The organism is Mesorhizobium sp. B2-9-1 (genome assembly GCF_006439455.1).
GTDB lineage: Bacteria > Pseudomonadota > Alphaproteobacteria > Rhizobiales > Rhizobiaceae > Mesorhizobium.
On the sequence record NZ_VFTP01000001.1, the window covers coordinates 299295 to 323311 of the forward strand.

General features: G+C 62.8%; 24 protein-coding genes, 2 tRNA genes and 1 pseudogene. 14 read left to right on the forward strand and 13 right to left on the reverse strand.

The window, feature by feature from the left end:
- Window positions 1–4: 4 nt before the first annotated feature.
- Window positions 5–1189: an FIST signal transduction protein gene (locus FJW05_RS01440; RefSeq protein WP_181164819.1), complete on the reverse strand. Its 1185-nt coding sequence runs from the start codon at window positions 1187–1189 to the stop codon at window positions 5–7.
- Window positions 1190–1450: 261 nt separating this feature from the next.
- Between FJW05_RS01440 and FJW05_RS01445 the strand changes: the two genes are divergently transcribed.
- The 4 genes from FJW05_RS01445 to FJW05_RS01460 all read left to right on the forward strand — a co-directional run bounded on the left by FJW05_RS01445 (window position 1451) and on the right by FJW05_RS01460 (window position 6575).
- The gene (locus FJW05_RS01445) at window positions 1451–1951 is read left to right on the forward strand and encodes a (2Fe-2S)-binding protein (protein ID WP_140627199.1); all 501 of its coding nucleotides are present in this window, start codon (window positions 1451–1453) and stop codon (window positions 1949–1951) included.
- Window positions 1952–2083: 132 nt separating this feature from the next.
- On the forward strand, window positions 2084–4429 hold the full coding sequence (locus FJW05_RS01450; RefSeq protein WP_140627201.1) for a xanthine dehydrogenase family protein molybdopterin-binding subunit: 2346 nt from the start codon (window positions 2084–2086) through the stop codon (window positions 4427–4429).
- Between the two features lie 120 nt (window positions 4430–4549).
- Window positions 4550–5347: a xanthine dehydrogenase family protein subunit M gene (locus FJW05_RS01455; RefSeq protein WP_140627203.1), complete on the forward strand. Its 798-nt coding sequence runs from the start codon at window positions 4550–4552 to the stop codon at window positions 5345–5347.
- A 205-nt stretch (window positions 5348–5552) separates the two neighbouring features.
- The gene (locus FJW05_RS01460) at window positions 5553–6575 is read left to right on the forward strand and encodes an acyltransferase (RefSeq protein ID WP_140627205.1); all 1023 of its coding nucleotides are present in this window, start codon (window positions 5553–5555) and stop codon (window positions 6573–6575) included.
- A gap of 6 nt (window positions 6576–6581) precedes the next feature.
- Here the strand turns inward: FJW05_RS01460 and FJW05_RS01465 are convergent, their stop codons facing one another.
- From FJW05_RS01465 to FJW05_RS01475, 3 genes are all read right to left on the reverse strand, one after another.
- Window positions 6582–7070: an SRPBCC family protein gene (locus FJW05_RS01465; RefSeq protein ID WP_140627207.1), complete on the reverse strand. Its 489-nt coding sequence runs from the start codon at window positions 7068–7070 to the stop codon at window positions 6582–6584.
- Between the two features lie 75 nt (window positions 7071–7145).
- On the reverse strand, window positions 7146–7643 hold the full coding sequence (locus tag FJW05_RS01470; protein ID WP_140627209.1) for a GNAT family N-acetyltransferase: 498 nt from the start codon (window positions 7641–7643) through the stop codon (window positions 7146–7148).
- An 11-nt stretch (window positions 7644–7654) separates the two neighbouring features.
- Window positions 7655–8410, reverse strand: a complete 756-nt coding sequence (locus FJW05_RS01475) for a copper homeostasis protein CutC (protein ID WP_246673165.1) — start codon at window positions 8408–8410, stop codon at window positions 7655–7657.
- 175 nt (window positions 8411–8585) lie between these two features.
- On the opposite strand from FJW05_RS01475, the pseudogene FJW05_RS27585 reads away from it, so the two are divergent.
- From FJW05_RS27585 to FJW05_RS01490, 3 genes and pseudogenes are all read left to right on the forward strand, one after another.
- Window positions 8586–8786 (forward strand): annotated as a pseudogene (locus FJW05_RS27585) (SRPBCC domain-containing protein); the annotation flags it as partial.
- A gap of 33 nt (window positions 8787–8819) precedes the next feature.
- Entirely contained in the window at window positions 8820–9275 is a 456-nt protein-coding gene (locus FJW05_RS01485; RefSeq protein WP_140628157.1) for an SRPBCC domain-containing protein, read from the forward strand.
- 87 nt (window positions 9276–9362) lie between these two features.
- The gene (locus tag FJW05_RS01490; protein WP_140627213.1) at window positions 9363–9818 is read left to right on the forward strand and encodes a carboxymuconolactone decarboxylase family protein; all 456 of its coding nucleotides are present in this window, start codon (window positions 9363–9365) and stop codon (window positions 9816–9818) included.
- A 42-nt stretch (window positions 9819–9860) separates the two neighbouring features.
- On the opposite strand, the gene FJW05_RS01495 is transcribed toward FJW05_RS01490, so the two are convergent.
- From FJW05_RS01495 to FJW05_RS01505, 3 genes are all read right to left on the reverse strand, one after another.
- Window positions 9861–10292, reverse strand: coding sequence for a cupin domain-containing protein (locus FJW05_RS01495; protein WP_140627214.1), 432 nt, complete (start codon window positions 10290–10292; stop codon window positions 9861–9863).
- Between the two features lie 72 nt (window positions 10293–10364).
- A complete protein-coding gene (locus tag FJW05_RS01500) occupies window positions 10365–11975 on the reverse strand; it encodes a DHA2 family efflux MFS transporter permease subunit (protein WP_140627216.1) in 1611 nt (536 codons plus the stop codon).
- Entirely contained in the window at window positions 11972–13192 is a 1221-nt protein-coding gene (locus FJW05_RS01505; RefSeq protein ID WP_246673166.1) for an HlyD family secretion protein, read from the reverse strand. Before FJW05_RS01505 ends, FJW05_RS01500 begins: the two co-directional genes overlap by 4 nt.
- Window positions 13193–13610: 418 nt before the next feature.
- Here FJW05_RS01505 and FJW05_RS01510 point away from each other — a divergent pair, with 418 nt between their 5' ends.
- Entirely contained in the window at window positions 13611–13922 is a 312-nt protein-coding gene (locus FJW05_RS01510; protein WP_140627218.1) for a hypothetical protein, read from the forward strand.
- Between the two features lie 1022 nt (window positions 13923–14944).
- On the opposite strand, the gene FJW05_RS01520 is transcribed toward FJW05_RS01510, so the two are convergent.
- Together FJW05_RS01520 and FJW05_RS01525 are read right to left on the reverse strand one after the other, a co-directional pair.
- A complete protein-coding gene (locus FJW05_RS01520; RefSeq protein ID WP_140627220.1) occupies window positions 14945–15583 on the reverse strand; it encodes a hypothetical protein in 639 nt (212 codons plus the stop codon).
- Between the two features lie 159 nt (window positions 15584–15742).
- On the reverse strand, window positions 15743–16000 hold the full coding sequence (locus FJW05_RS01525; RefSeq protein ID WP_181164820.1) for a hypothetical protein: 258 nt from the start codon (window positions 15998–16000) through the stop codon (window positions 15743–15745).
- Window positions 16001–16242: 242 nt separating this feature from the next.
- Between FJW05_RS01525 and FJW05_RS01530 the strand changes: the two genes are divergently transcribed.
- Window positions 16243–16521: a hypothetical protein gene (locus tag FJW05_RS01530; protein ID WP_140627222.1), complete on the forward strand. Its 279-nt coding sequence runs from the start codon at window positions 16243–16245 to the stop codon at window positions 16519–16521.
- A 207-nt stretch (window positions 16522–16728) separates the two neighbouring features.
- Here the strand turns inward: FJW05_RS01530 and FJW05_RS01535 are convergent, their stop codons facing one another.
- The 4 genes from FJW05_RS01535 to FJW05_RS01550 all read right to left on the reverse strand — a co-directional run bounded on the left by FJW05_RS01535 (window position 16729) and on the right by FJW05_RS01550 (window position 19787).
- Window positions 16729–17346 carry a class I SAM-dependent methyltransferase gene (locus FJW05_RS01535; protein ID WP_140627224.1) on the reverse strand — a complete coding sequence of 206 codons (618 nt, stop codon included), beginning with the start codon at window positions 17344–17346 and terminating at the stop codon, window positions 16729–16731.
- A 12-nt stretch (window positions 17347–17358) separates the two neighbouring features.
- The gene (locus FJW05_RS01540) at window positions 17359–18201 is read right to left on the reverse strand and encodes a sterol desaturase family protein (protein ID WP_140627226.1); all 843 of its coding nucleotides are present in this window, start codon (window positions 18199–18201) and stop codon (window positions 17359–17361) included.
- 99 nt (window positions 18202–18300) lie between these two features.
- On the reverse strand, window positions 18301–19371 hold the full coding sequence (locus tag FJW05_RS01545) for a helix-turn-helix domain-containing protein (RefSeq protein ID WP_140627227.1): 1071 nt from the start codon (window positions 19369–19371) through the stop codon (window positions 18301–18303).
- 341 nt (window positions 19372–19712) lie between these two features.
- Window positions 19713–19787 (reverse strand) — tRNA-Asn (locus FJW05_RS01550).
- A gap of 208 nt (window positions 19788–19995) precedes the next feature.
- Between FJW05_RS01550 and FJW05_RS01555 the strand changes: the two genes are divergently transcribed.
- From FJW05_RS01555 to FJW05_RS01575, 5 genes are all read left to right on the forward strand, one after another.
- Complete coding sequence (locus FJW05_RS01555) at window positions 19996–20256, forward strand: hypothetical protein (RefSeq protein ID WP_140543177.1); 261 nt, start codon at window positions 19996–19998, stop codon at window positions 20254–20256.
- A 164-nt stretch (window positions 20257–20420) separates the two neighbouring features.
- Window positions 20421–20494: transfer RNA gene (locus FJW05_RS01560), tRNA-Cys, on the forward strand.
- Window positions 20495–20587: 93 nt separating this feature from the next.
- Complete coding sequence (locus FJW05_RS01565; RefSeq protein ID WP_140627229.1) at window positions 20588–21262, forward strand: protein-L-isoaspartate O-methyltransferase; 675 nt, start codon at window positions 20588–20590, stop codon at window positions 21260–21262.
- A gap of 185 nt (window positions 21263–21447) precedes the next feature.
- A complete protein-coding gene (locus tag FJW05_RS01570) occupies window positions 21448–22827 on the forward strand; it encodes a TolC family outer membrane protein (protein WP_140543175.1) in 1380 nt (459 codons plus the stop codon).
- Window positions 22828–23091: 264 nt separating this feature from the next.
- The gene (locus FJW05_RS01575) at window positions 23092–23877 is read left to right on the forward strand and encodes a PopZ family protein (RefSeq protein WP_140627231.1); all 786 of its coding nucleotides are present in this window, start codon (window positions 23092–23094) and stop codon (window positions 23875–23877) included.
- Window positions 23878–24017 lie beyond the last annotated feature (140 nt).

Genomic DNA, 24017 nt, shown 5'->3' on the forward strand with positions numbered 1-24017 from the left:
GCGCTCACTCGGCCGCCTGGCGCTCGCCGAAGGCGATGCCGGTAAAGGTCTGGTTGAGGTGCATCGAACGATACTGCTCGCCATAGGTGCCGAAGCCGATCACCTTATTGGTCCGGTAGAGTTCGGAGATATCGCGAAAAACCTGGCGGTTGCGCGCGTCGAGCCGGCGCAGCACGCAGTCGAAACCGAGGATCATGTCGATGCCACCAAGCCGATGTTCGACGTCCTGGAGAGCGGTGCGCGTCGCTTCGACCATGTTCTTGGGCTGGGCGATGGAAAGCACCACACCGTCGTCGATGGCGCAGAAGAAGGACAGCGAGCCGTCGGGATGCATGCGCTGGATTGAGCGGCAGTAATATTCGCCGCCGACCTTCACCACCACGGGGTGCGAGGCAAAGCTCAGCGGCGTCAGCGTCTGCGGCATGATGCCGACGGAGGCGGCATATTCTTCCGCCGCGTTGGTGGCGTTGAACTCGCGCACGACACGGTGGTCCGGGTCGGACGCCGTCACCACCAGCTTCTCGTCGGTCGGAATGAAATTGTCGGTCTTGAAGACGTGGAAGGGGATCTCGGTCGCGACAAGAACGACGATGGCGCTGTCGGACGCGACCGTGCCGTTGGCGATCAGTCTGGTCGTCTCGAATTTCAGGTCGTCGCCGGCCGAGCCGCCAATCAGCGGAATGTCGTCCAGCCCCCAGTGGATGGCCGAGGTCACCGCTTCCTCCGCATAGGACAGCCCGTCGATGAAGCAGAGCGCGAATATGTTCTTGGCCCGATCCTGGCCGACGCGCCCGCGCAGCAGGCGCCGCAGCGAGGCGACCTCTCCGGTGATCCGGTCCATGCCCGACGAGGAGAGGTTCTCGACCATGGTGGAGACGGTCGAAAACGATGCCGACGGCAGAAGCAGGGCAAGGACATGTCCTTCCTCCAGCCCCTGCGGCGTGATTTCGCCGGCGGTCGAGCAGCCGGCATAGGCCAGCGACGGCGCGTGTACCTTCAGCGCCTGCGCGAGCGCCGGCGCTTCGACCAGGCTCTGGGAGAAGAACAAAAGCGCGAAACCGGCGTCGACGATCGCCGCTTCGGCCGCGATGGCCCGGGCAAAAACATTCGGGTCGGGCTCATCCGTGGTGAGCGCCGAAAGGCCCGATGCATAGCGTGTGCTAGAACTGGCCAGCCGCCTTCTCCGCAATTCCTCCAACGCTGATTATGCGTGTCTTTTCTTATGCGTGTCAGGCACGCTTCGCGTCGAGGGCATCTTTGCCCTCAATCCCTGATTTGGCAATGGGCCGGGCGGCACGCTCAACAGCTTGTCGGCCATGACCGAAAGTACAAGGGACGCAGCGCTGGCAGCACTGTTTTGCCCGTTGTACGGTACGCCAATAGCGCGCTGCCGAAGCACAGGCACGGCATCGGCAAGGCGAGGACCAAGGTTAATACCCAGGGAGGCTGCATGTCGGACGTGTCGTTGACTGTGAATGGGAAACGGGTCAGCGGTAGTACCGAAGACCGAACGTTGCTGGTGCATTTCCTGCGAGAACATCTCGGCCTCACCGGCACGCATGTCGGCTGCGATACCTCGCAATGCGGCGCCTGCGTCGTGCATGTCGACGGCCGGGCGGTGAAGTCCTGCACCATGCTCGCCGTTCAGGCTTCGGGCTCGACCATCGTCACCATCGAAGGCTTGGCCGACGGCGCCGAGCTGCATCCGGTTCAGGCCGCGTTCAAGGAGCATCACGGGCTGCAATGCGGTTTCTGCACGCCGGGCATGATCATGGCGGCGACCGACATGATCGCGCGTCACCCGCAAGACCTCGACGAAGCGATTGTGCGCGCCGAGCTCGACGGCAATATCTGCCGCTGCACGGGCTACCACAACATCGTGAAGGCGATCCTCGCCGCATCGGAGACGATGTCGAAGGGCGCCAAGGGCAAGGCGAAGCAGGCAGCGTGAGATGAGTGAGTAGTGAGTAGCGAATAGTGAGTAGCGAATGGTCGGCGTCTCTGTGACCGACCTCTACTCCAATCGTTCCCTACTCACTATTCGCTACTCACTACTCCCCTGAATTCCGGAGGAATTTCCGCAATGGGTATCGAAGGCGTCGGCGCCCGCGTGGCGCGCAAGGAAGACAAGAGGTTCATCACCGGCGGCGGCCGCTATGTCGACGACATGGTGGTCCCCGGCATGAAGCATGCGGTGTTCGTGCGCAGCCCGCACGCGCATGCGCAGATCAAGAAGATCGACGTGAAGAAGGCGCAGGCCATGCCGGGCGTCGTCGGCGTCCTGACGGGCAAGGAGCTCAAGGCCGACGGCATCGGCAATCTGATCTGCGGCTGGATGATCCATTCCAAGGACGGCACGCCGATGAAGATGGGCGCGTGGTCGCCGCTCGCCGTCGACAAGGTGCGCTATGTCGGCGACGCCGTGGTCGTCGTCGTCGCCGAGACCAAGGGCCAGGCGCGCGACGCGGCCGAAGCGGTCGAGATCACCTATAAGGAACTGAAGGCCGTGGTCGATGCCACGAAGGCCATTCAACCCGGCGCGCCGCAGATCCATGCCGAGGCCGAGAACAATCTGATCTTCGACTGGGAGCTCGGCGACGCCAAGGCGACCGACGCGGCGATCAATTCGGCGGCCCATGTCACGCGCATGAAGATCGTCAACAACCGGCTGGTGCCGAATGCGATGGAGCCGCGCGCGGCGCTCGGGCACTACGACAAGGCGGAAGACCACTATACCTGCTGGACGACGTCGCAAAACCCGCATGTCGCGCGGCTGGTGATGAGCGCCTTCTACAACGTCGCGCCGGAAAACAAGCTGCGCGTGATCGCGCCCGATGTCGGCGGCGGCTTCGGCTCCAAGATCTACATCTATCCGGAAGAGATCGTCTGCCTGTGGGCATCGAAGAAGACCGGTGTCCCTGTCAAATGGGTGGCCGACCGCACCGAAAGCTTCCTGTCGGACGCGCATGGCCGCGACCATGTCTCGACGGTCGAGATGGCCTTCGACAAGGACAACCGCATCACCGGCCTCAAGGTCGATACGATAGCCAATCTCGGCGCCTACATGTCGCTGTTCTCGTCCTGCGTGCCGACTTATCTCTATGCGACGCTGCTGTCGGGCCAGTACGACATCCCGGCGATCCACGCCAATGTGCGCACCGTCTATACCAACACTGCGCCAGTCGATGCCTATCGTGGGGCAGGGCGGCCGGAGGCCACCTATGTGCTCGAGCGCACGATGGAGACCGCGGCGCGCGAGCTTGGCGTGTCGCCGGCGGAACTCCGACGCCGCAATTTCATCACGTCCTTCCCGCACCAGACGCCGGTCATCATGAACTATGACGCCGGCGATTATAACGCTTCGCTCGATGCGGCGATGAAGGCCGCCGACTATGCCGGCTTCACCAAGCGCCGCGCCGACGCCGCCAAGCAGGGCAAGCTGCGCGGCATTGGCATGAGCTGCTATATCGAGGCCTGCGGCCTGGCGCCGTCATCGGCGGTCGGCTCGCTCGGCGCCGGCGTCGGCCTCTGGGAATCGGCGGAGGTGCGCGTCAATGCCGCCGGCACGATCGAGGTGCTCACCGGCTCGCACAGCCATGGCCAGGGCCATGAGACGACATTCGCGCAACTGGTCACCCAGCGCTTCGGCGTGCCGATCGATTCCGTCTCGATCGTGCATGGCGACACCGACAAGGTGCAGATGGGCATGGGCACCTACGGCTCGCGTTCCGGCGCCGTCGGCATGTCGGCCATCGTCAAGGCGCTCGACAAGGTCGAGGCCAAGGCCAAGAAGATCGCCGCGCATCTGCTGGAGGCGGACGAGGGCGACATCGTCATCGAGAATGGCGAGGTCAAGGTCGCGGGCACCGACAAGAGCCTGCCCTGGTTCCAGGTGGCGCTTGCCTCCTACACCGCCCACAATTTGCCGGCGGGCATGGAGCCCGGGCTGAAGGAGACGGCCTTCTACGATCCGTCCAACTTCACCTTCCCGGCCGGCTGCTACATCTGCGAGGTCGAGATCGATCCGGAAACCGGTATGACGGAGATCATCCAGTTCGTCGCGGCCGACGATTTCGGCAACATCATCAATCCGACGATCGTCGAAGGGCAGGTGCATGGCGGCATCGCCCAGGGCGTCGGCCAGGCGCTGCTGGAAGGCGCGCATTACGACGCCAGCGGCCAGCTCCTGACGGCAAGCTACATGGATTACACCATGCCGCGCGCGGCCGACCTGCCGTCCTTCAAGGTCTCGACCTCGAACACGCCATGCCCGGGCAATCCGCTCGGCGTCAAAGGCTGCGGCGAGGCCGGCGCCATCGGTTCGCCGCCGGCGGTCATCAACGCCATCACAGATGCGCTCGGCGTCGTCGACATCGCCATGCCGGCGTCGCCCGCCACGGTGTGGTCGGCCGTTCGGGCGAAGCATTGAAAAGCGAATAGCGAATAGGGAGTAGCGAATAGGGGAGAGGAGAGCGATGCGGCGGATAGATAGTCCTACTCGCTATTCGCTATTCCCTATTCGCTTTTTCCCCGAAGGGAGAAAAGAGACATGTATTCCGTCAACTACCATCGCGCTTCCTCCGTCGCTGACGCCGCAAGGCTGCTGAAGAACGGCGACGCCAAGCTGCTCTCCGGCGGCATGACGCTGATCCCGGCGATGAAGACGCGGCTCGCTGCACCGTCGGACCTCGTCGATGTCTCGCGGCTGAAGGACCTGCAGGGCATCGAGGTGTCCGGCAAGACCGTGACCATAGGTGCCGCGACGACGCATTACGACGTCTCCACCGACGAGAAGCTGAAGAAGGCCTGCCCGGCGCTTGCACATATGGCATCGCTGATCGGCGACCCGGCGGTGCGTTACAAGGGCACGATCGGCGGCTCGATCGCCAACAACGATCCGGCGGCCGACTATCCGGCGGCATTGCTGGCGCTGGGCGCGACGATCATCACCAACAAGCGCGAGATCGCGGCGGACAAATTCTTCAAGGGCCTGTTCGAGACGGCGCTGAAGGACAGCGAGATCGTCACGGCGGTGAGCTTTACCGCACCGGCCAAGGCGGCCTACCAGAAATTCCGCAACCCGGCTTCGCGCTACGCCATCGTCGGCGTGTTCGTGACCAAGGGCAAGGACGGTGTGAGGGCGGCAGTGACAGGCGCCGGCGAGGACGGCGTCTTCCGCTCCAAGGAAATCGAGGCGGCGCTGGCGAAGAATTTCGACGTCGCGGCGCTCGGCGGCCTCAAAGTGCCGGCAAAGGGGCTGATGAGCGATATCCATGCTTCCGCCGATTACCGCGCCAATTTGATCGCGGTGATGGCCAAGCGCGCCGTGGCCGCTGCCAACGCCTGAACGGCGACACCATGCATGAAAGAAGGGGCCTCGCGGCCCCTTTTTCTTTCGCTGCGGCAATGGTTTAGACGCAAACGCCTGTTGAATTGCGGCTTCGCACTTGCACAAAGTTATCCCGCACTGCAAAATAAATCCGGCGGGAATACCAGATGGTCGGGGTGCGGGCAATGTTTCGCATGCGGACCTCGAGTCGCGAAGGCACGGTATGACCGACATCTCCGCAGCGTCCGTTGTCCTGCCGAGGGCCGCGACCGACAGGGAAGCCAGGGCAAGACTGGCCTATCTCGACGGTTGGCGAGGCCTGTCGATCGCCATGGTGCTGGTCGGCCATTTCTTTCCCGTCCCAGGGCTCAATCTCGGCGTGCTCGGCGTCGAGTTCTTCTTCGTGCTGAGCGGCCGGCTGATGGGCGAAATCCTGTTCATCGAGCGCTTTCCGCTGAAGAAATTCTTCAAGCGCCGCTTCTCGCGCATCTATCCAGCGCTGCTAATGTTCGTAATTGCCGCCATGATCGGCCTGACCGGAACCTTCATCGCCTTCAAGTGGAAAGCGGCGCTGACGGCGCTGACCTTCACCTACAATTACGCCGGCGTCCTGATCACCCGCGCCGGCGCGCTCGACCACATCTGGTCGCTCTGCGTGGAGGAGCATTCCTATATCCTGCTGGCGCTGATTAGCGTGGTGGTTACCGGTCGGGCCAATGTCGTGCGGCTGCTGGTGGTGCTGGCGCTGCTGGCAATGGCCAACGGCGCTATTTCCTACGGCGTTCTCGGCATGGGCTACGAGACCAGTTACTGGCGGAGCGACGTGCATATCGCCTCGATCCTGCTGTCCGCGGCGATCTGCCTGCTCAAGGCCGACGGGCGCCTGCCGGCTTTCCTGCAAAACCAGCATGTGGCGCTTGCGGCGGCGGTTGGCGGCGTGTTGCTGTTCCTCGATCCGGTGCCGACCACGATCCACTATCTTGTCGGCGTGCCGCTGCTGGCGCTCGCCGTCAACACGCTCGACTTCGCGGGCGGCTATCTGACGGGGCCGTTGTCGTCGCGGCCGATGGTGATGCTCGGCCTGTGGTCCTATTCGCTTTATCTCTGGCAGCAGCCTTTCTACAAATTCGTCGATGAGCACGGTCGCGCGCCGATCCCGATGCTGGCGGCTGTATTCGCCTGCGCGCTCTGCAGCTATTACATCGTTGAAAAGCCCGCGCGCGGCTGGCTCAACCGCAATTGGTGAGCGCTCTCAGGCTGGCGTGGCCGCCTTCTGCGCGGCGAGATAGCGGCGAAGCCCGGCTTCGCCGCGCGGCGTGGTCCAACGATGGTTCCAGGCGAAGGCTGGCCTCAGAATCGGCGCCAGTAGCTTGAGGATCGGCCTCTCGACCGTGACCTGCCAGACAAGGTCGACATGCGTGCCTCGTCCGGACGGCGACAGCTCTGCCCGCCAGAGCCCGTCGAAGTCGCCGAAGGTCTTGACCACCACCAGCCGGCCGGGCTCGAGCTCGGCCGCCTCGATGATGAAGTTCAGCTCATAGGGCAGGGCGCCGCGCGCTCTCGCCCTGGCGCGCGCACCGACGACGCCCTTGCCCTTCCTGTCGAGCGGCTCGACCTCCTTGTAGGCATCGCCCCACCAGAGCGGCAGAAGCTCGGCGTCCGAGAGCACGTCCCAAACTTCCTGGGGCGTGCCTTCAGGGATGTCCCAGCTTTCGTCGAAGCGGAAGACATTGCTCGCCATCACGTCGCTCCCAACAAGCGGAACGGCCATATTAGCTGCGGCTTGTTTTCCTTGCCAGCGGCTTCGGAGGCATCTTCAGGCGACGATGGGCTTCGCCCAATAGCGCACCGACTTCTTGCCGCCGTGGATCACCGCATCGCCGACCTCGGCGAAGCCGAGCGCTGCGTGGAAGGCGTCGGAGGCCGGATTGGGCGGATCGGCGTTGACCTCGCAGGTGACGATTGCGTGGCCGGCGCGCCGGGCATGCTCGAACAGATCCTCGTAAAGCCGTCGGGCGTGGCCACGGCCGCGCGCCCCGGCCGCGACCACCACACGGTCGACATAGACAAAGCGCAAATAGCGCTCGCGGAACCAGAGGAAGTTCGGGCTGTCGTAGCTTGCGTCCTGGTCGAAGCACATGATGAAGGCTTCGAGCGCGCCGATGCGGCGGGTGTAGAAGGCTTGCCCGAGCAGGAATGAAAGCCTTTCCGGCTCGAGCCAGGACAGCTCTGCCGCATGTTCGTTGTTGAGCGCGAGGATGGCGGGCTCGTCGGCGGGCGAGACGCGTTCGATCGAAAGCACTTGCTTGGTCATCGTCCTTGCCATCAGGCCTTCGCGGCTGCGATCGTCGCCGCCACCTTGGCTTGATCGGTCACCGTGTTGCGGTATTCGCGGTCGAGGTCGGTGCCGCCCATGCCGACATTCGGGTTGCGGTAGCGCATGGCGCTCGGCACGTCCGCAAGTGCTGCAAAATGCATCTCGGTCAGTCCAGTACGCCTGCGTACCTCGCCGATCGTGTCGGGGGCGAGTGCGCCACAGCCGAGTATGATGATGCGCGAGCCGGCCTGGCGAACGAGCTCCGCCAGAAGCCCGACGCCTTCGACCGCCGTGTCGCGCTGGCCACTGGTCAGCACGCGGCCGACCTTGCAGCGGATCAGGGCCTCGAGCGCCTCGGCTGGATCGCGCGTCATGTCGAAGGCGCGGTGGCAGGTGACATTGAGCGGGCCTGCGACCTCAACCAACGCGCGCATGCGCGCCTCGTCGATGGCGCCGTCGGCGGTCAGGCAGCCGACGACGACGCCGGCCACGCCGAGCTCGCGCAGCGCTTCGACATCGGTGAGCATCGAGCGGTATTCGGTCTCGCTGTAAAGGAAATCGCCGCCGCGCGGTCGCACGATGACATGGAAGGGGATGGTCGCGCTTTCGAGCGCGGCGCGCACCGTGCCCATGCTCGGTGTGATGCCGCCTTCGATCAAGCTGGCGCAGAGCTCGACTCGGTCGGCGCCGGCGGCCTGCGCGGCGAGCAGCCCGTCAATGCCTTCGACGCAGATTTCGATCAGGGGGAGTCGGGCGTCGGTCACCAATGTCCATCCATGTTTCAACAGATCGCCAGCCCTAGCATCGCGGCGATTGCCGCGAAAGCCGCAACGATCGATCCAGGGTCCGGCGGTGATTATCGAGGCTTGATGCAGAACGCCGTTGACATTCATAACTGTCAGGTTATAGATAACCCATAGCTGGTGAGTTATTGATGTAATGGGAAGCACGACCGTGCCGCCTGGAGATGGTGAAGAGGATCGCACAAAGACCGGTCTGCGAACTGTCGTCACCTGGACGCTGACGCCGACCGAAACCGGCACCCATCTGCGCGTGGAACAATCGGGGTTCAGACCGCGGGATGCGCAGAGCCATCGACGCGCCAGCCGTCACTGGAAGCGCTGTCTCGCGGCTTTGCAGAAATTGCTGGAACAATTGGACAAGGAGGATGCCATGGACGATATCGCCAAAGACCCGACGAAGAATGAAACCAAATCGATCGTTGTCGAGCGGCTCATTCCACACGGCGCCGACAAGGTTTGGCGTGCGCTGACGTTTCCGCATCTCGTTGCCGAATGGCTGATGGAAAACGACTTCGCGCCGGTCGAAGGCCATCGCTTCACCTTCCGCGCAAAGCCCGTGCCCGGCTGGTCAGGCGTGACGAACTGCGTGGTACTGAGGGTCGAACCGCCAAGGCTGCTCGCCTACAGCTGGGGCGACGGAAGCGAGTCCGACAGTGGCCTCAAGACGGTGGTGACATGGTCGTTGACGCCAGAAGGCGACGCCACCCGGGTGCGGATGGAGCAATCCGGTTTCAGGCCGCAGGACGAGCCTGGCTACAAAGGCATGAGAAGCGGTTGGCCGCGCATCCTGGAGCGGCTTGAGCAGGTTGCCGCCGGGCAAGGCTGATCCCGACATTTGTGCCGACATGTGGTGCAAGTCCCCCGATGCGTCTGCATCCAGGGCTCGCAAAAAAACGTCTGAAGGAGACCAATGATGGAAGCAAGATTGAAGAACCCGGTGATGCTCATTCCCGGCGCGCTGCAGGCGCTGCTGGCGCTCGACAAGTCGACCGAAGCCGGCGGCTTGCCTTATGTGATGCGCAAGCTCGTTCATCTGCGTGCCAGCCAGATCAACGCCTGTGCCGTCTGCGTCGACATGCATGCGCGTGAATTGAAGAAGGCCGGCGAGAAGGACGAGCGGATCTTCGCCGTGTCGGCATGGCGCGAAACGCCTTATTTCAATGACGCAGAGCGCGCGGCGCTTGCGCTTGCCGAAGCCGCGACGCGCATGGCCGACCGCTCCGACGCGGTGCCGGACGACGTCTGGGACGAAGCGGCGCGCCATTATGACGACAAGGCGCTCGCCGCCCTGGTGATCCAGATCGCGCTGATCAATGCGTTCAACCGCCTGAACGCTACTACGCGGCAACCCGTGGGCGCCTGGGGATAAGGTGGGAGGAGGGCGCCCGCTCCGAAGCGGGCCTCTCGCCGGCTACTGTTTCAGGATCGTGTTCTTGGCGCCTTGCTCGACCTGATCGATCACCAGCAGCTTCACCGGATCGGTGCCGATATTGGTGGCCTGGTGCCAGTGGCCGATCATCTCGACGATGAAGTCGCCGGTCTTGTAGATATTGGCGGCGCCGGTCTCGACATTGGCGACCCTGAGCGTGCCTTGCTCGACATAGGCATAGCGCGGGAAGGGGTGCTTGTGCACCGGCAGGGTAGCGCCGGGGGCTATCTGGTATGACGAGACTTGAACCTCGACATTCTTTTGCGGCAGAGTGATCGGCTGGCCCGATGCGGTCGTCGTCTTCGCCGCCAGCGGCGTCACCACGACCGGCGTGTTGCCGCTGTCCAAGGCGTTGGCCGCGGTCGCGTGGACGGCGGCTATCGCCAGCAGTGCCGGTATCGTGATGTTGCACATAGTCCCCTCCAAATTGCCGCACCATCGCCCGACCGACATTGACCCACAAGCATCCTTTTGGAAGCGGCTCTGTCACACGGCGGGACTGTCCTGCCGTTTGCCGGATTTCGGCGGTCGCAGCAGCAGGGCGAGCGGCACGAGCAGCGCCGTCGCTACCGCGCAATAGAAGAAGACATCGACATAGGCGAGCAGCGAAGCCTGGCGGCCGATCTCCTGGCCGATCCAACCCACGGCCTGTTGCCTGGCCTCGGCCAGCGGCGAGCCTTCGGCGACGAAATGGTCCGTCACCTGGCGAAGCGTCTGCTGATAGGTGTCGCTCGACTGCGCCGTGTGGCCGACCAGCACCGACTGATGGAGCTGGGCGTTCTGGGCAATCACCGTGTTGGACAGCGACACGCCGATGCTGCCGCCGAGGTTGCGCGCGACATTGATCAGCGAGGACGCCTGATCGGTCTTCTGCGGCGGCAGGCCGACATAGGCGGCGGTCGAGATCGGGATGAACAGGAACGGCAGGCCGATCATCATATAGACGCGCGCATAGGCGAAGAAGCCGAAGCTGGCATCGGGCGTCAGCGAGGTCGTGTGCCAGAGCGCGACCGCGACCACCGACATGCCCAGCATGATGAGATAGCGCGGCTGAACGATACCGGCGGCAAAGCCTGAAATCGGCATCAGCATCAGCATGGCGATGCCGCCCGGCATCATCGACAGGCCGGAAAGGGTGGCGGTGTAGTCGAAGGTCGTCTGCTGCAGCTGCGGCAAAAGCTGCGTGGTGCTGAAAAGCACCGCGCCGACCGCCATCATGACCAGGAACGACATGCCGAACTGACGGCTGAAAAGCAGGCGGATGTCGACGATCGAGTCGCGCCTCGTCCACTCCCAAGGAACAAGCAGCAGGAACGACACCGACGAGATCACGGCGAAGGTGGTGATGAAGGTCGATGCGAACCAGTCGTTGCGCTGGCCCTCGTCGAGAAAGACTTCGAGGCAGCCGAGCGCCATCGCCACCAGGATGAAGCCGATCCAGTCGACCTTCAGCCCCTTGCTCAACCGCTCGCGGCGCTCGCGCTCGAGAATGTCGGGCTCGATGACCAGCCATTGCACGAGCGCCAGCGACATGATGCCGAACGGCACGTTGATGAAGAAGATCCAATGCCACGAGAAATTGTCCGTCAGCCAGCCGCCGATGGTCGGGCCGACCGTCGGCGCAACGATGACCGCAATGCCATAGAGGGCAAAAGCCTGGGAGCGCTTCTCCGGCGGGAACGTGTCGGCGAGGATCGATTGCTCGCTCGGCGCCATGCCGCCGCCGCCGAGCCCCTGCAGGATGCGGAAGGCAATCAGCGTCGGCAGATTGGGAGCCAGCCCGCACAGCAGCGATGCGAGCGTGAAGGTGGCTACGCAGATCATGTAATAGCGCTTGCGGCCGATGACGCTGGCGAGCCAGCCGCTGACCGGGATGATGACGGAGTTGGCGACGAGATAGGTGGTGATCACCCATGTGCTCTCGTCCATGCCGGCGGCCAGGCTGCCGGCGATATTGCGCAGCGCGACGTTGGCGATCGAGGTGTCGAGCACCAGCATGAAGGTCGCGATCGAGACGACGATCGCAATAAGCCAGGGATTACGCCCGCCGGCCGCCGACCGGCTTTGGTCGCCCTGGACTGTTGCGGCATCGCTCATCTGACCTTGACCGTCGGCACCACAGACATGCCGGGTCCGAGATAGACGCCGGGCGGCTGGTCGAAGACGATTTTGACCGGCACGCGCTGCACCACCTTGACGAAATTGCCGGTGGCGTTTTCGGCCGGGAGCAGGCTGAACGCCGTGCCGCTGCCGGCCTGGACGCTGTCGACATGGCCATGGAAGGTCTTTTCCGGATAGGCGTCGATGGCGATGTCGACGGGCTGGCCCGGCCGCATCAGGTCGAGCTGAGTCTCCTTGAAGTTCGCCTTCACCCAGACGTCCTTGGGCACGAACATCATCAGCACCTGGCCGGGCTGCGCATAGGTGCCTTTCGCCGCCGTGATGTTGGTGGCATGACCGGCGACAGGCGCCGTGATCGTCGTGCGGGTGAGGGTGGTCTTGGCCTGATCCTCGGCGGCCTCGGCCTGCCGAAGCTTGGCCTCGGCGCTCTTGCCCTGTGCCTGCAGAACCGCAACCTGGCTTTTCGCCGCCTCGGCATTGGCGTTGGCGGCATCGAGCGTTGCCTGATCCTGGCGCAAGGTCGAAGCGGCCTGCTGGGCCTGTTGTTGCGTCGCCGTGCCCTTGGCCAGAAGCTCGCGGTTGCGCTGGTCCTCGGATTTGGCGAATTCGAGCGCGGCCTGCGCCTGGGCCACCTGCTTCCCGGCGACATCGATCTTGGCGTTCTGCGCCTGGGTCTGGGCCTGGACGTTGGCGATCTCGGCCTGCGCCGCCGCCACGCCGGCTTCAGCCTGTTTGAGCGAGGCCTGATAGTCGCTGTCGTCGATGCGCAGAAGCACGGCGCCGGCCTCGACCGGCTGGTTGTCGGTGACGGCAACGTCGGTGATGCGCCCGGCAATTTCCGCGCCGATCGTCACCGTGCGAGCGTCGATGAAGGCGTCGTCGGTCCATTCATAGTGCCGTGCGTTGATCCACCAGATGACTACGGCCGCGATGACCAACAGGATCAGGATGGCGACGATCGCCGCTATATAGGGATGGCGTCTGATGAGGCCGGGTTTGTTGCCGTCGGACGAACCGTCATTCGCCTGCGCGTCTTGCGCTTGCGTGTCGTCGTCGCGCTTGTCTTCGACGGGCGTGTCTTCGACGCGCTTGTCGTCGCCCGGCGGCCGTTGCTGCCGATCGGCCCGGGGCTGAGCCCGCGGTTCCTCCGTGGGAGCGGTTTCGCGCTCTTTTCTGTCAGTTTTTGCGTCCAAGGCAACGGATCCCAGATATCGTCGACCCCTCTCGCAGCAGGTTCAACGGGCGGTTTCCGCAAAGGTTCCTGTCGCCGGATGCCGGGTCTTGGTCCGATCGGCGGCCGTTCAGCCCGCCATCCACCATCAGTTGATGCCGGTGACGGGTCCCGCCTACGGGGAATTGCGGTGACAGGGAATTGCGGCGCCAGTTCACAAATCTGCCATGACGGCTATCGGTCGAAGCCCATTGCTTGTGGATTCTGGAAGTCAGAAGTGAGCCAAGCCGCACAGAAAAAATGTGCACTGTCACCGTAATTCGGAGTAAAGACAGGTATGTGGTGTCTGCACTTACGGGGATCGGGGTATTGTAACGGCGACGGAGAAAATCGACAAACCAGAGGATTTCATAAATTCCTTTTCATTCCACGATGTTGGCTTGGATAGAATAAGTATCGATTTCGATAACCAGACTGTGGGGCTGATTACGCCGGACATGAACTGGAGTTACGAAGGCGGCTATGGATATGTTAAGAGACCGTGCACATTAATATTTGGCGTGGTGACAGCGTATTTCATAGATGTTGTTGACTTGGAAGGAGTACGAATAGGAGGCATAACTGCAAATATTATTGGCGACTCGATTTTGGCAAATATCAATCTTAATCTTGGTGGCGGGAGTTCCAGCTGGGGTCAAGATCGTGGCAGTATTAGCTTTATGTTTAAAATTCTTGAAATAGCCGACATGTAATTACCATCCTCTACCGCCGCCGGAGTCTATCTCACCGAAATGTGCACTGTCGCCGTAATTCCCCTCAGTCCCGCCGGAGGCATTGGCCCTCCAAATGGATGATGGCAGCGTCGCTGCGCGAGTAATAGGATCGTCGCTGCGATCGAAACCTCAGGGAGGGGCTGCTCATGCAGTCTCCGATGGAAAAGGACAAAAGCTCAACTCGGCCATTGCCGGGAGAAGCGGAACGTCGGGCGAGGCTGCAAAAAATGCAGGGGCTGCGAAGCCTGCGATCTTACGGCTCCTGCCTTCGGCTTGACCCAAGCGCCCAGTTTCACGATCTGATCGATTGTACCGCGCTGCTGGAACTGTTGAATGAAGGCGACGACGGACATCGACGGCGAACCGCCGCGCTCCCAAGCCACATGGCTTGCTAGCCTCGCGCCGGCGCTGTCGGCACCTACGCCCGGCAAGCAGCGACGAACGCTTACCGTCGGGGCGGCCGCATCCCACAGAACATTCGGGCCCGCCTACCGTTGGCATTCTGTTCGACCGCGGGGATAAGCTCAATCGACCCTAAATCATCGCGCGATCTGCCCGGTCCCAAGCCGCGCAAGGACAAGCAACGCGAAATCCGAGATGCTGCCGCCCGATAAAACCAACGAATGGGATCGGAACAAGGTCCATGGCGATGGGGACAGCATCGGGATCGAAGGGGACGAGGCCTAGCCGGCGACGATAGCGGGCCGTCACCTCGGAGAAGCGGCCCGGCAAGGCTAGCGGGGTAGAACCAGTCAGGCCGGGCCTGACCAGCAAGGCTCGCAACGCTCCGGCTGAGATCGAGCCTATCAGCCGACCCAAGATTCTTGCCATACAAATGGAGGATGCCTAGCCGGCCAGTGGGAACCAAGACCCGCCTTGCCAATAAGTCCCGACGGCTGTTCCTGGAACTACGGCGACGGAACTGCCCATGCGGGTGTAGACGTTTGGCGGCTGCAGCCGTCTTCGCCGACGGTGATTGGAAGTCCGTTGCAGGCCGCCAATCAATCCAACGGAATTGGCTGATAGGCTGCTGAGTGCAAGCTGCGTTTGTACCTCGCCAAGATTTCCTCTTCGATTTCGTCGATCGCCAGCGTTAGTGCACGTTGATTGTTGGCGTCGACGTCAATGATCGACCGGCCGCGCGCCGTCAGCAAGCCGCATACGCGCGCCACGACGGTGGCCGACTGAAGCCTTTTGTCCAATCCGGTTTCGAACAAACGCTCGGCAAAGGTGTGGCTCTTCTGTCTCCGGTCAAGCCGCTCGATGAGAAGTTGCTCGCAGGCGTCGATTCTAACCACCACGTCCGACTCGGGGATGAAATCCAGCGCGTGAGCAAGGCACGTCTCATCTGCTGTTCCACTGAAGCAGGCGAGCATCGAAACCGCCTGGACGAAGGCTTCGTCGAAAATAAGAATTTCCTCGCTGGTGGCAGATTGGCGCCATACACGGGCAAGGCGGAGAACGTATTGACTTAGCCTGATGCGCCAGATCACGTTTGTGGGAGGCAGTGTGTGCACCAGGTTTGCGCGAATTCTGAAGTCGACGGCATTTGCGGATGGGCTACAGGCCATGCCAATCGAGCGTGCAGCCGCGCGAGCGACTCGACACATCGCAGTGACAATGCCGCCGGGGTCCAGCATGGGTCGGTGAACAACCCGCCGGTCAGTGAGAACAATCCTTGCAGGGTGTCCGTGAGCCCGCAACTGCTCATAGAGCGCATGCGCACATGTCGTTTTGCCTGACCCAGCCGGACCTGCGAATTCAACAATCATGCGTTAGGAACCTTGCGGTTGGCCTGGCTACATGTCGTATCGGGGGACCATCTTCGGCGACCGCAGCTCCTGAGCCATTTTCGCCGCCTGGAAGGTTGTCATCAGAACGTAGGTCGTTTCACCTTCGGTCGAGTTTATGGCCAAGACCACGCGGCCAATCTCGTCACTCATGGCGCAAGACCAATCTTTGACAGCAATCGCTCGTTTCCCGGCCATTTGCCCGTGCCTTTCCTTCGCGAGGTTATTTGGCCTCGTGAAGACCAGCAATTTGGACTGAATGCCCATTCCGTTGGGCCTAACGTCGTTGCCTTCAATCAGTGAGCAATCGAGATGCCGGGCTTCAGATTGGCGGAACTACGGTGGCTAATGATCAGAGCCAGCGCTCCCAGGGCAGCGTGAGGCTGCGCCGTCACCGCAGTTCGGGCGTAACCGCCTTGCTTGTTTGCGACGTGTGGGAACGTCTCGAATGACTGCGCGTTCTTACGTCACGGTCACATTTCATTGGGACCTAACCGGAGGATATTCAAATGAAAATGAAGGTGCTCTGCATGAGCGCAGTTGCGCTCGCAATGATAGGTAGTGCCGCGATGGCCGGTAATACGTCCGCGCTCGATGACCCGGCCAAGATGTCGCCGTTCTTCACCGACGCTGGCATGAAAACATTGAGAACCGAGGCGGATTTCAAGACTGCCTGGATGTCCATGAAGCCGGATGAGCGTGCAGCGGTTTTGAAAGACTGCGGCGACACGACACTTAACAAGTCGCACGCGGACTTCTGCGCGATGGCCAAGAAGATGGGGGGCTGAAGCCTCTCCTCTATGAGCCCATCATACCGTTATCCCGCCATGGAATAATGCCCATGCGCTCGGCTGACGGTTGAGGCGGTCGATTCCGCAGGAATGCTGCCGCCCGTTTAAAACCCGCTGCCTTCTCATCGGGGCGGCGGGCTTCCGGCGGGCGCCTATCCTAACCCTTCCGTGAACAGAATATCCGGACTGCGCCCTGCTTGCCGATCAGCCATCGTTCGATGCGCGGCCCTCATACATGAACACCATCGGCCTCGGCCCTTTTGCATAGCCTGTCTCGAGTGCTGAGCATCTGAACCCGGCATCTTCGATGAGCTTCCCGATCGGCCGATTGAGATGGCAGCCGCCAGCGCAGCACTTCCAGAGCGGTGTGAGTCTGTCCTGCCAGCGGCGGACGGATTTGTCCGGTGAAAGACCATGCTCGACGAAAAGCAGCTGTCCGCCGGGTTTGAGCGCTCGCCGCATCTCGCAGAGAGCCCGGCCGACGCGCGGGATCGAGCACAAGGTCCACGTGGTCACGACCGTATCGACCGAGGCGGTTGCCAATGGAATTGCCTCGGCGGAATGCTCCGTGACGGTGACCGGGAATGCGGCGCTGCTTGCGGCGCGCCGCGCCATCGCTGCGAGGCGGGTCGAAGGATCGATTCCGATGACCTCGGTCACGCCCTCGGGGTAATGCGGCAGGTTGAGGCCGGAACCTATGCCGACCTCCAGCACGCGGCCTACCGCAGGCGCCAATACGCGCAGGCGGTAGGGGAGAAGTTCGGGATTGCGCATCGACCCGTGGACTAGGCGAGGCAAGATCAGCTCACTATAAATGCCCATGAAATGCTCCCGCTAACCCTTCGCCGCAGGCGCCGGTAGCTGCGGTGTAACCTGTGGTCGGCGTTTGTCGGCTTTGCCCGCGGCCTGGGCGAAGGCAGTGAGGTAAGTCGGATCCTCAGTGCCCATCAACCTGTCCCACCAGGTGAAATAGAGTCCGAAATTGTAGCGCGGCCTGGCATGATGCAGATCGTGATGGGTCACCGTGGTCAACCAGTCGAACAACGGCCGTCCGTTCGGGCGCGCAGGAAATATCTCGTATCCGCAATGACCGACAGCATTACGCAGCATCATGTGGGCGGTGAAAAGGAACGCGGCGAGCAGGCTTGTCGGCATCAGGAGCAGCGCCAGCGGCAGGTAGATCGCGTTGACCAGCGCTTCGCTCGCGTCGAAGGCATAGGATGTCCAGGGCGACGGATTGTGCGAACGGTGGTGGAGCCGGTGGAACCATCGAAACAGCCCCGGCCGGTGCATGATCTTGTGAGACCAGTAGAACCAGGCGTCGTGGGCGACGATAAGCACGAGGAGGTTGAACACGAGATATGGCAGCCCGCGATCGAGCGGATCGCCGTAGATCGCCAGCCAGCCCAGCCGTTCCGACAGGGCGATGGCAAGGCCGACGAGCGAGAAGATGACTACAGTCCGTAGCGACGCGAGGATCTCGCGCGCCATTTGGCGCCAGTCCGGTCGCTCGACGCGAATCCTTCGACGGGCAAGCCAGCCGGCGAGCAGCGTGTTGACGATCAGGAATGTGCCGCCCGCCCCGGCGACATAGCGGATAAGGTCACCCTGCAGAATATAGGGGTAGACGAGGCTTGCGTAGCTCATGAGCGAAATCAGCAGGCATGTGTCGGACATCGGATGCTCCCTTCGGTGGAATACCGGAAGGATGGTTGGTCAAAGAGCGCGGATCGGGCTGCGCGCGATCACCGGACGCACAGCGATTTCCGGATTCGATCAGGAGTTTCCGGAATCGACGTGCCGCGCCAGCGCCTGCGCGCGGTAGTCGCTCGGCGTGAGGCCGGTCAATTCCCGAAACGCTCGGTTGAACGGCGCAAGCGAAGCATAGCCGAGACCGAAGGCGATGGAGGCGACCTGCTCGCGCGCTTGCTCCGGATCGGCCAGCCTGCGCTTGGCCTCCGCGACGCGGTGGTCGTTGAGGAAGGCCGCGAAGTTGCGGTAGCCGAGCCCCTTGTTGATGAGCCTGCGCAGCCGGTGCTCCGGCAGGGCGAGCTGGCGCGCGAGCGACCCTAGCGAAAGGTCGGGTTCAAAGCAGGAACCCTTTGAGATCACGGACTGGAGGCGCTGGAGTTCCAGCCTTTCGACGGGACCGAGCCGATCGGCGCGCGGCTGCGTTGCCGAAGGGGAGGAGACGAAAAGGTTCTGGCGGATCACGGTCGTCCAGACGGCGAAGGCAAGCGACAGTGTCGCCAGCATCGACGATTGAGCGAGGACGGTCCATTCCGGCAGCGGCTGACGAAGCCTGTAGAGTTCGCTCACGGCGATGATTAATCCTACCACGGGCAGCACGAGCGCGACGACGACGCGGAAACGTCGCCGGGAATCGACGAGGTCGTCCCCGAGTTCTCGAACCGCGAGGCTGACAACATGGATCAACAACAACACCACCACGACCTGATGCAGCAGCTCGCCCGCGGTGCGGCCCGGTCCCTCTGACCATTGCCGCATGCCGTAGAATACGAGGAGCAGACCGGGCGGCAGGGCATAGACATGCCGCCACGCGAAGTCGTCCCGAAACAGCGCGAGCGCGAACCACCAGAAGAACGCCGAAGCGAGCACGGCCGCGATGACAAGGGCCTCGGAAGGCAAGCCCAGCGCATCCGTCACGGGGCCGCTCGATGCGAGACCGTAGCCGGCGATGGAGACGGCAAAGAGGCTCCCCGCAGTCATCGCGAATCGCTGCGCATGCCATCGCAGGAACTGGACGGCAACGAGTAGGTTCAGCGCGACCGCACCCCCGCGCAGCAGCAGATCGACAATATCGAACGCCCCCTTCATGTGCATCATGTTAAGGCAATCAGCGTGTGGCGCAACGCCTTGGCGAGCAGTCGCTCACGCAGATCGTCGGGTCGGCGTGGATCATGTCGTCCGTCGTGATGGTACGAATGTGAGACAGATCGGCGGCTGCTCGATCGTTGTGGCAAAACGAAAACTTGGCGGGGGCGCCTACCTTCATTCGGCAATCGCCAGCATCTGAAAACAGATAACGATCAGACGTTTTCGGCCCTGTCGAGGACGCGCTTGACGGACATTGCCTTGAGGTTGAGCCTCGAGCGTGCGGGAATGTGGACCGCTGGGAAAGGCTGGGCCTTGAAAACGTCGAGATACAAGGCGTTCCGAGTGGAACTTGGCTCCCCGGGCCGGATTCGAACCAGCGACCAACCGGTTAACAGCCGGTTGCTCTACCACTGAGCTACCGGGGAACGGAGGCTCTAACGTGAGTGGCGCAGCCTATAGCAAACACCTTTCGGCTTTGCAAAGAAGCATTTCGCAATTTTTCTCCAGTTTTTGATGCGGCTATTTGTGCCATCGTTCGGCGCGCCCACATATGAAGGGCTTCACACCGGCACGGAACAAAGCGGCCGGTTGTCGTCTTGACATGGCTTAGACAGCAGATGGGATCTGGCTTGAATGACCGCAGCGGATGATGACAACACCCCGGCGCGGAAGATTTCGATCTTCGGCCGCGAGTTCACCATGCCGCGTTCGCGCGGCTGGCGAATCGCGATCGGCATGCTGCTTACGCTTGGCGGGCTTCTGGGCTTTCTGCCGATTCTCGGTTTCTGGATGATACCGCTCGGTCTGCTGGTTCTATCCTATGAATTCGCCATGATCCGACGCCACCGGAGGCGTTTCGTCGTCTGGTGGGAACGCCGGCGGCGGCCCGACTGAGAGCACGGGGCGGCTCCGCCGCGGCGATACCGAACCCGTGACAACCGATTGGTAATCACCACTTTGGCTGCTCCTTGCGAAAGCGCCGGGAAAGACGCGCGAGCGCTTGACGACCTTTGAGCGCCAACATAATGAGTTCGCTCGGAACGCCGGGAGCATTGCGAGGCCTCGTGGCGGAGTGGTTACGCAGAGGACTGCAAATCCTTGCACCCCGGTTCGATTCCGGGCGAGGCCTCCAGATGCTTGCGGGCTCCAGCGCAATCGCGCCGGAGCGGGGTTCCAGTCGAAGTTTTGGCCGCGCGCCTGGCGCGGGGGAGCGGATTGTTGGGACATGAACACTGATTTCTCCGAACGCCGCGTGAAGATGGTCGACGGCCAGATCCGCACCACAGACGTGACCAGCGCGCCGCTCATCGAAGCGATGCTGACCGTTCCGCGCGAGGCCTTCGTCGGCGCCGGACAGCAGGATCTGGCCTATATCGACGAAGACATCCGCATTTCCGATGGCGCCAATGGCAGCGGCGCACGCTACCTGATGGAGCCGTCGCCGCTCGCCAAGCTTTTGCAGCTGGCCGAGATCGACGCGAGCGATTCGGTGCTCGATGTCGGTTGCGGCACCGGTTATTCCGCCGCGCTGCTGTCCAGGCTCGCGCGTTCCGTCGTCGCGCTGGAGAGCGATGCCGCGCTGGCGGAGACCGCGAAATCAACACTTTCCAGCCTTGGCTGCCAAAACGTCACGGTGGTCACCGGGCCGCTGCCGCAAGGGCAGGTTGCCAAAGGGCCCTACAACGTCATCTTCATCGGCGGCAGCGTCGAGGAAGTGCCGCAGGCATTGCTCGACCAGCTCGCGGAAGATGGACGCCTGGTTGCAGTCGAAGGGCGGGGCAACTCTGGCGTGGCCCGGCTGTTTTTCAAGGCAGGGGGGGTTGTAACCGGAACGCGTGCCTTTAATGCGGCAATTAAGCCACTACCGGGCTTCGAACGTGCTCACGCATTTGAATTCTGAGCGTTTTTGCCTTGCAGCGAAGGCGCTGTCATGATCGCTTGCGCCTGACAATCGTTGCTGATTTGTTGACCGGGCGTTTCCGGGAGGCCGTCAGCGGGGGAACGATAAACAACGCGGCGCTAGCCGATCCGTAAGGGTAGGTTGGCGTGGCGTGGTTCCCATGCAAAACGAATGAGGGATATAACGTGCCGCCTCTACGCAAGAGTATTTTAGTAGCTATCCTTGTTTCGGCCACCGCGCTTTCGCCGCTGGCCGCCTCCGCCGAAACCATTACGGGCGCGCTCGCCAAAGCCTACCAGTACAATTCGCAGCTCAACGCGGCCCGCGCCGGCGTTCGCGTCACCGACGAGGGCGTGGCCATCGCCAAGTCGGGCTGGCGCCCGACCGTCACCGGTTCGAGCAGCATCGACTACACCAGCACCCACGCACAGGGCTCCACCCAGAACATCACCACGGGCAATTTCGGCATACAGATCAACCAGACGCTGTTCGATGGGTTTCAGACCAGGAACAATGTCGCTGCCGCCGAATCGCAGGTGAAGGCCTCGGTCGAAAGCCTGCGCAACACCGAAGAGAACATCCTGTTCAACGCGGCCAGCGCTTATATGGACGTGATTCGCGACCGCCAGGTCGCGGTGCTGACCGAGCAGAACCTGCAGTTCCTGAGCGAGCAGGCGCGCGCCGCCCGCTCGCGCTTCGAGGTCGGCGAGGGCACCCGCACCGACGTGGCCCAGGCCGATGCCTCGCGCGCGACGGCCGTGGCGCAGCTGAGCGCTGCCCGCGCGACGGCGCTGGCGAGCGCCGCCACCTATCACCAGATCGTCGGCGACGAACCGGGCAAGCTCAGGCCAGCCTCGCCGCTGGGCAAGCTGCTGCCGGGTAGTGTCGATTCGGCCTTGGCCATCGCTTCCGCCGAGCATCCCGCCATTCTTGCCACACAGCATCTCGTCGATGCCGCGGCCTTTTCGGTGAAGTCGGCGGAAGGCGCGCTGCTGCCGCAAGTGACGGCCTCGGCCGGCGTTTCGGACAATTACAGCCACTCCGTTCCCGACATCAGGGGCACCAACGGCACCTCGACCTCGGCCAATATCGGCGCCACGCTGACCATTCCGATCTATTCGGGCGGCCGGACCTCGGCGGTTGTGCGGCAGAACAAGGAATCGCTTTCGGAGGCACGCATCCAGATCGACGTCACCCGCGATCAGGTGCGCCAGGCTCTGGTCACGGCATGGACGCAATACACCGCGGCGCGCGAAACGGTAGCTGCCAACAGGCAGGTGATCGATGCCGCGCAGCTCGCGCTCAACGGCGTCATCGAAGAGCGCAATGTCGGCCAGCGCACGACGCTGGATGTGTTGAACGCGCAGAACGCGGTCATCACCGCCAAGATCAACCAGGCCAGTTCCGAGCGCGACGTGGTGGTGGCGAGCTATGCCATTCTCCAGGCGATGGGCCGGTTGTCGGTGGATCGGCTAGGCCTGGCGGTCACCAAATACAGGCCGGAAGAGCATTACAACGCCGTCAAGGACAAGTGGATCGGACTGCGCACGCCCGACGGGCGCTGATTGCCGACAGCATGCTTCCTGCAAACGCCGCGTGTCCGATGGACGCGCGGCGTTTGTCTTTCCGGGAGGCTCGTCAGGCTGCGCGTCGCCTAATCTGTTGAAATCGAACGTGTCTCCAGATTGGGGATTCTCGGATGACGATCGGTCGGTTACGCTGTCTCCATTGATTCGAATTCCGGCCCGGGCAGGACGGAATTCTTGAACGGGTCAAGTTCTTGAGCAGGTCAAGTTCTTGGGCAGGTCACTAGGGCGGCGGATGTGACGATGGCGACGGCAAGCAGCGCGCAGCGCGAACCTTCCATGGAAGAGATACTGGCTTCCATCCGAAGGATCATCGAAGACAGCGACACCGGGCGCAAGCAACCGGCCGAGGCCGGCGAACTGCGCCAGGATCTGGAGCCGGCCGCGGCTGGCGCGCCCGCTGTCGAGGTTGATGCCTTTCGTTCCGAATTGCATGCCGATGTCCGCAAGCCGCCGACGCTGGCGGAGGTCCAGGCGCAGCTTGCGGCGACCGATCCAGTGCTGCCGCGTGCCGCCCGCCCCGAGCCGGTGAAGACTGCGCCGACAGTTGAGCTCGAGAGCGCTGCGCCGAGTGCGCAAGCGGCCGCGAGCAAGCCGGCCGCGGCAAATGCGCCGCAGACGGCCGAGACTATTGTCGCCGACTGGCGGCGCGAAATCGCGGCGGTCGGCGGCAGCACGGTCACCGCGAGACCGGCCATCCGGGCTCCGGAGGCCGCGCCGAAGGCCGAGATCGAGAAGGAAGAGCCGACGTTTGAAGCTTCCGTGCCTGCAGGCGCGTCCCGGGCCTCCGAACCGGAGGTGCAGCCGGCTCGGCCCGCGATCCTTTCCGAGCATACGGGCCGGCAGGTCGCCGCGGCCTTTGGCGAGCTTTCCGATGCTTTTGCCAGCCGCGGCAAGAAAAGCTTCGACGAGATGGCCGAGGAGATGCTGCGGCCGATGCTTCAGGATTGGCTCGACAACAACCTGCCGACGCTGGTCGAAAGGCTGGTGCGCGAGGAGATCGAGCGCGTAGCGCGCGGGGCGCAGTAAGCCGCCGCGACAGGCAGGTTGGCAAGCGCCGTCCTGGGGCGGCGCTTTTGTCTAAGGCTGCTTTGAGCGGTTCAGCGTTTGTCGGAATCGCCGAACTGCTCAAAATGTTTGTTTCGGCGCAATTCCGGACGGAAAACCGC